At 53.7% G+C, this 7,048-nt stretch carries 6 protein-coding genes; all 6 read right to left on the minus strand.

All coding sequences use genetic code 11. The features are described from left to right. Positions 1–489: methylmalonyl-CoA mutase family protein (locus AB1690_09170; GenBank protein MEW6015481.1), on the minus strand; the 489-nt coding region annotated here is incomplete at its 3' end. A gap of 1 nt (position 490) precedes the next feature. After that, positions 491–1,009: a biotin/lipoyl-containing protein gene (locus AB1690_09175; protein ID MEW6015482.1), complete on the minus strand. Its 519-nt coding sequence runs from the start codon at positions 1,007–1,009 to the stop codon at positions 491–493. Between the two features lie 2 nt (positions 1,010–1,011). Then, positions 1,012–2,541 (minus strand): acetyl-CoA carboxylase biotin carboxylase subunit, encoded by a 1,530-nt coding sequence (gene accC, locus AB1690_09180; protein ID MEW6015483.1) that lies wholly within the window; start codon positions 2,539–2,541, stop codon positions 1,012–1,014. Between the two features lie 461 nt (positions 2,542–3,002). Then, complete coding sequence (locus AB1690_09185; GenBank protein MEW6015484.1) at positions 3,003–4,553, minus strand: acyl-CoA carboxylase subunit beta; 1,551 nt, start codon at positions 4,551–4,553, stop codon at positions 3,003–3,005. A 495-nt stretch (positions 4,554–5,048) separates the two neighbouring features. Next, on the minus strand, positions 5,049–5,882 hold the full coding sequence (locus tag AB1690_09190) for an MBL fold metallo-hydrolase (GenBank protein MEW6015485.1): 834 nt from the start codon (positions 5,880–5,882) through the stop codon (positions 5,049–5,051). A 1-nt stretch (position 5,883) separates the two neighbouring features. After that, the coding region (locus AB1690_09195; GenBank protein ID MEW6015486.1) for an acyl-CoA dehydrogenase family protein at positions 5,884–7,048 on the minus strand (1,165 nt) is incomplete at its 5' end.

The following is a 7,048-nucleotide window of genomic DNA, read 5'->3' on the forward strand; positions in this document are numbered from 1 at the left end:
ATTCTGCACCGTGCCGGAAATCTTATCTGAGGAGACCCCCTGCTTCTTTGCCACCGTAATATACATCGCCAGCAAAATCACCGCCGTGGCGTTTATCGTCATCGAGGTCGAGACCTCCCCCAGCGGAATCTTGTCGAACAGACGCTCCATATCCTCCAGCGATGATATCGCCACTCCCGTTCGTCCCACCTCCCCTTTTGCCATCGGATGGTCGCTGTCGTAACCGATTTGTGTCGGCAAGTCGAACGCTACCGATAATCCCGTTTGCCCCTGCGATAACAGATATCTGAATCTCTGATTGGTTTCCTCGGCGGTCCCGAATCCGGCATACTGCCGCATCGTCCAGAGCCGCCCCCGATACATATCTCGATATATGCCCCGCGTGTACGGATACTCTCCCGGTTCTCCCAGTTTTTTAAGGTCAACCTGGTACGGCTCGGCAATTATCGGAATCTCGATACCGGAGCTTGTCTCTTTCTTTTCCGGCACGTTACTCTATCTCCAGGAGATTCTCATTTTTCTCAACCGCTTTCCCCGGCGCGGCAAATATCTCTTTGACCGTTCCGTCGGCGGCGGCGCGAATCAGATTCTCCATTTTCATCGCTTCAATCACGGCCAGCGTCATCCCCTTCTTGACTTTATCCCCCGGCTTGACCGCCATCGACAGGACCAGGCCCGGCATCGGCGCCCGGACCATCTTCTCGGCCGCTCCGGCAAGCGCCTTGCCGGCTTTCTTCCTGAGTTCTGCCAGATGATACGGCTCCACCCGGGCTATCATATCTTTTCCTTCCAGATAGATATTGTACCCTCCGCCATTGCGCGAAATATCTACCTCCGAGGAACTCTCATCAATCTTGAAAAGATATTTGCGGTCGCTTAACCGATGCGCCTCCACTTTATAAAGGGCGCCGTTGTATTCAATCTCGAAACTGCCCCCTTTCGACATAATAGCCAGGTCAAACTCCACGTCATCAACCGTGACCAGATATCTATTCTCCGAATGCGCCATAGTTATCTCATCTTGCTCAGACGGCTCAGATTTTGATTGCGGTAATACTGCACCCAGCCGCCGGCCTTTTCGCCGTGACGTTTCATCGTCAGCGATATTTTTTCTTTCTCCAGAAAGTCATATATTGCCGCCGCAAAGGCCGCCTTCTGCGCCTGGTCGCTTAAGGGGCATTCAAAATTCCGGTCGGGAAATTCCTCTTCCACATATCCGGTTGAATATTCGCCGGCGCGGAATCCCCCCGAACGAAGTATCGAGCAGGCAAAACCAATCGTGGTATGCACTCCCGAAATTCGATATTCCGTCAATGCCCGCTGCGCCCGCGCTATCGCTTCCTCTCTGTCTTTGCCCCAGACTACCAACTTGGCGATAATCGGGTCATAATATATCGAAATCTCCGACCCCTGAACGACCCCCGAATCAACCCGCACCCCGGGACCGGATGGCTCCCGATATTCGGTCAATGCTCCTGTGGATGGGAGAAAATCCTGGTGCGGATTCTCGGCATAAATCCGGCACTCAATAGCATGTCCCCGGGGCGCTATTTCTCCCTGCAGAAATGAGAGCGAATACCCCTCGGCAACATTTATCTGCTCCCGCACTAAATCAAGACCGGTTACCATCTCCGTCACCGGATGCTCTACCTGCAAACGGGTGTTCACTTCCAGAAAATAAAAGTTCCGATTCTTATCAACCAGAAACTCCACCGTCCCGGCTCCCAGGTACCCTGATTCTTTCGCCAAATTCACCGCCGCCGTTCCCATCTTCTCTCGAAGTTCCGGCGTCAGTATCGGGGAGGGAGATTCCTCGATTACTTTTTGATGACGTCTCTGAATCGAGCACTCCCGCTCCCCCAGGTAGACCGCATGCCCGTGCGAGTCGGCAAAAATCTGGATTTCCACATGACGCGGATTCTCCAGATACTTTTCAAAATAGACCCGCCCATCCCCGAACGCCGACCCGGCTTCACGAATGGCCGATTCGACCGATTCTCTAAGACGCTCCGGCTCGCGGACTATTCGCATCCCTTTTCCGCCGCCGCCGGCCGCCGCCTTTACCAGCACCGGATATCCAATCCGCTCCGCTGTCTTCTCGACCTGTGATAAATCTTTATTATCGAAGTCGGTCCCCGGTATTACCGGAAGCCCCGCTTTGACCGCCACTTTCCGCGCTTCCAGTTTGTCCCCTAAAAGCGCTATCGTCTCCGACTTCGGCCCGATAAAAATAATTCTATTCTTTTCACAGAGAGCGGCGAACTGGTCATTCTCGGCAAGAAAGCCATACCCGGGATGAATCGCATCCGCTCCCGCTTCCAGGGCAACATCGATTATCCTCTGCTGATTGAGATAACTCTCCCGCGCCGGCGCCGCCCCGATGAAGTACGCTTCATCGGCAAGCCGCACATGGTACGCCGTCTTATCTATTTCCGAATAGACCGCTACCGAGACAATACCAGCATCACGGCACGCCCGTATCACCCGTATCGCAATCTCCCCCCGATTGGCGATCAATATTTTCTTAATCTTCTTGGGCATGTTTTGGCTCAACAATTCTTTCATGCGCCGTCAGGAGTCCCTCCTAACGGAAACTGTAGGCATTCTTGTAGGTCAAGACCCTCGACCGCCTTGATTTCTTATTCGTCGCGTCGAGCGGTCTTGACACTTTCTCCTGATTCCGTAGGTCGAAATCCCGCTTCAAGCGGGATGGTTTCGACATAATCATCCGGTTCTGCCGGATGATTCACTTCTTGACGCGCCGTCAGTCCGCCGCGGCGGACTCCTGACGGTAACCGTAGGTCACGATCCCTGCGACCCTGACTTCATGTCATTCCCGCGCAGGCGGGAATCCAGATTTGATAGGTCGAAACCTTTACGGTTTCGACATCTCTTTTATGCTCAACGCCGCAAGGCGTTGATGAATCGTCATTCCCGACCTGATCGGCCTGCCCGCCGAAGGAGGGGAATCCAGTCCGCAGCGCACGATCCCCGCAGGATGATTACAACGGTATATTCCCATGCTTCTTCCGCGGATTCTCGTCCTTCTTCGTCTCCAGCATCTGAAACGCCCGTATCAACCTCGGACGGGTCGTCTTCGGCTCGATAATATCATCCAGATACCCATACGCCGCCGCTATGAACGGATTGGCGAATTTCTCCCGGTACTCGTCGGTCTTCTTCGCCAACTCCGCTTCGGGGTTCTTAGACTTTTCAATTTCCTTCTTGAAAATAATCTCCACCGCCCCTTTCGGTCCCATCACCGCAATCTCGGCGGTAGGCCAGCCGTAGTTCATATCGCCGCGGACATGCTTGGAGTTCATAACATCATACGCCCCGCCATACGCCTTGCGCGTTATCACCGTCACTTTCGGCACTGTCGCCTCGCAGTACGCATAGAGCAGCTTCGCGCCGTTCTTAATTATCCCGCCATGCTCCTGGTCAACGCCGGGCAGAAAGCCCGGAACATCCTCGAATGTCAGAAGCGGAATATTGAAGGCATCGCAAAACCGGATAAACCGCGCCGCCTTGTTCGATGACGCAATATCGAGCACTCCCGCCAGCACTGCCGGCTGGTTGGCGATAATCCCAATCGCGCGACCCCCGAGGCGCGCAAAACCAATCACAATATTCGCCGCAAAATCCGGCTGTATCTCCAGAAACTCGCCATTATCGACCACTCGATGAATAACCTCTTTTATGTCGTACGATTTGTTCGGGTTCTCCGGAACAATCGTATTAAGGACTTCGTCTTCCCTGTCAACGGGGTCATTGCTCTCGACAAAAGGCGGGTCTTCGAGATTATTTTGGGGGATATAACTCAACAATTTTCTCAATGTCGTCAGTGCCTCGGCTTCATTCTCGCAGGCAAAATGCGCCACCCCCGATTTTGACGCATGCACCACCGCGCCGCCCAGTTCCTCCGAGGTCACTACTTCATGCGTCACGGTCTTGACCACATTCGGTCCGGTGACAAACATGTACGAGGTATTCTTCACCATCAATATAAAATCGGTAATCGCCGGTGAATAGACTGCCCCTCCGGCGCAGGGACCGAGAATGACCGAAAACTGCGGAATTACGCCCGATGCCAATGTATTGCGCAGAAAGATATCGGCATACCCGCCCAGACTGACCACCCCTTCTTGAATTCTTGCGCCTCCGGAATCATTCAGCCCTATTACCGGCGCCCCGACTTTCATCGCCATATCCATAATCTTGCATATCTTCTCCGCATGCGCCTGCGACAGCGAACCGCCGAACACGGTGAAATCCTGAGAGAATACAAAGACCTGACGTCCCTCAATCGTGCCGCATCCGGTTACCACGCCATCCCCTAAAATTTTCATATCATCAAGCCCGAAATCGGAAGTCCGGTGCGTCACAAACATATCGAATTCTTCGAAGGAGTTCTTGTCGAGGAGAATTTCCAGACGTTCCCGCGCGGTCAGTTTCCCCTTTTTATGTTGCGCCTCAATCCGGTCGGCGCCGCCACCCAGACGCGCCTCTTCGCGCATCTCCGCTAATTTCTTCAGTTTTTCTTCAAGCGACATATGGTAGTATCCATCCTCACTTCATACGACCGTAGGGGCGGGGTTTATCCCCGCCCATAAAATCCCGCACCGCGGGATTTCTGACATCTGTAGGTCGAAATCCCGCTTCAAGCGGGATGGTTTCGACATCAATTCATCGTCAATATCTTTAGATATTGACAAGTAATCATCCTCGCAAACGCGCCTCCCGCCGTAGCGGGGGAGTCCAGATTCCGTTGGTCGAAACCTTCATGGTTTCGATATTATCATCCCGCTCTGCGGGACGGTAACCCAATCGTTGCCGTAGGAGCGGGGTTCATCCCCGCCCATAAAATCCCGCACCGCGGGATTTTTGACGGGCGACCGCAAGGGTCGCCCCTACATTCACAATACACCATCAGTCTGCCACGGCGGGATTTCTGACGGAATTCATGTCAATACCGCAGGGGTTTCGACCTATTTCTGGATTCCCGCCTTCGCGGGAATGACAATTGTCATCAATTGACAAATTCTCCCTCACTCCACCTTCCGCACCAGCACTTTTCCATTCTCATCCACCACCCGCCCAATCTTTATATCAACATCATGGTCAAATCCAATCGCCATATTCCCCGCCAGCAATCGCTCCACCAGCTTCCGCTTCACTTCCATAGTCTCCAGCGGAAAGAGGTCCACCGATGCCACATACGGTATTCTGATATGATGCGATGACGGCACAATATCGGCGTAGTACACCGCCGTGAAGCCATCCGAGGTCGCCTCTATCGCCTGATGTCCCGCCGTATGTCCGCCGGTGCGGGTCAATTTAATCCCCGGCATGACTTCGGCATCGCCATCGACCAACTCCAACTGCCCCGCCTTCTCCAGAACCCGCAAACGGTCGGGAATATAGACCGCCGAGGTCCGCTCATTCGGATTGATGGCATCATTCCATTCAATTTTCTGAACGACATATCGCGCCTTCGGAAAACGCGGCACCAGCTTCTCTCCGTCTCTTCTTACCGTACCGCCGGCATGGTCGGTATGAAGATGAGTCAGCAGAACATAATCGATATCGGCAGGCTGCAATCCCAGATTTTTGAGTCCGGAATCGAGGGCGGTCTCCCCTGAGGAAGCATAAATCTTTCTCTCCACCGGTGAGAGGCAGTCTCCCAGTCCGGAATCGAGCAGAAAATTTTTGCCATGCGCTTTCAACAGGAAAAGATTGGTCTCCATCGGCACCAGATTATCGTCATCCGGCGGCAGAAGTTTCCCCCAGATTTTCCGCGGCACCACCCCAAACATTGTCCCTCCGTCGAGCTTGAATCGTTGCTCGACGAAGGGAATTATTTCGAACTTTCCGAATTTCATTCTATCTAAGATAATTTCCGGCAATCACCAGACGCTGCACCTCCGAGGTGCCTTCATAAATCTCGAGCACCCGCTGGTCGCGGTACAGTTTCTCGATAATGGAAAACTCTCCGATATAGCCGTAGCCGCCATGAATCTGCATCGCCCGGTCGATACAAAAGCGCGCCGCTTCCGAGGCAAACAGTTTCGCCTGCGATGCCTCAACCGTGAATTTCTCTCCCTTATCCTGCATCTGCGCCGCTTTGTAAGTCAGCGCCCGGGCCGCTTCCAGATGAGTCGCCATGTCCGCAATCATCCATTGTATCGCCTGAAGTTTCGCAATCGGCGCCCCGAATGCAATGCGGGATTTGGCGTAACTGACCGCTTCATCCAGCGCCCGCTGGGCTATCCCGACTCCCTGCGCCGCCACTCCGATACGCGCCCCATCCAGGGTCGCCATAGCATACCGAAATCCTTTGCCGACTTCACCTAACTGGTGCGAGACCGGAATCTTGTAGTCTTTCAACTCGATTCTACCGGTCGTCGCCGCCCGCATTCCCATTTTATGCTTCAGAGTGAACCCTTTGAACCCCGGACGGTCGGCATCGATAATAATCGCCGAAACCTTGGGGCGCCCTTCATCTTCGTCGCCGATACGGCAGAAGAGCACCGCAAAATCGCAGGCGTCACCATGCATGATAAAAATTTTCTCGCCGTTGATAACAAATTCATTGCCGACAATCTTGGCAATGGTCTGCTGGTTTGCCGCGTCCGAGCCGGCCATCCGCTCCGTCAGCGCAAATGCCGGAATTTTCTCGCCCGAGGCCGCCGCCGGCAGATATTTCTTCTTCTGTTCGTCACTGGCAAAATGTATGATGGGATAAACGGCCAACTCCGGCACCGCCGCCAGAAGCGCCGTCGCCGGGTCCCAGTACGCCAATTCTTCGATGAGAGTTATATACTCAATATTGGACCGCCCTTCGCCGCCGTACTCCTTCGGCATCGCAAATCCAATCAAGCCCGCCTTTCCCAGTTTACGGTAATACTCAACCGGCAATTTCTCCGGCGCCCGGTCTAAATCTTTGAATACCGGATTTATTTCCTTCTCCGCAAACTCCTTGACACGATCCCTTACCGCCTGCTGTCGTGGGTCAACATTATATCGCATCTCTCCTCCCGAGATAGTA

This window comes from Candidatus Zixiibacteriota bacterium (assembly GCA_040753495.1).
Taxonomy (GTDB): Bacteria; Zixibacteria; MSB-5A5; order GN15; family PGXB01; genus DYGG01.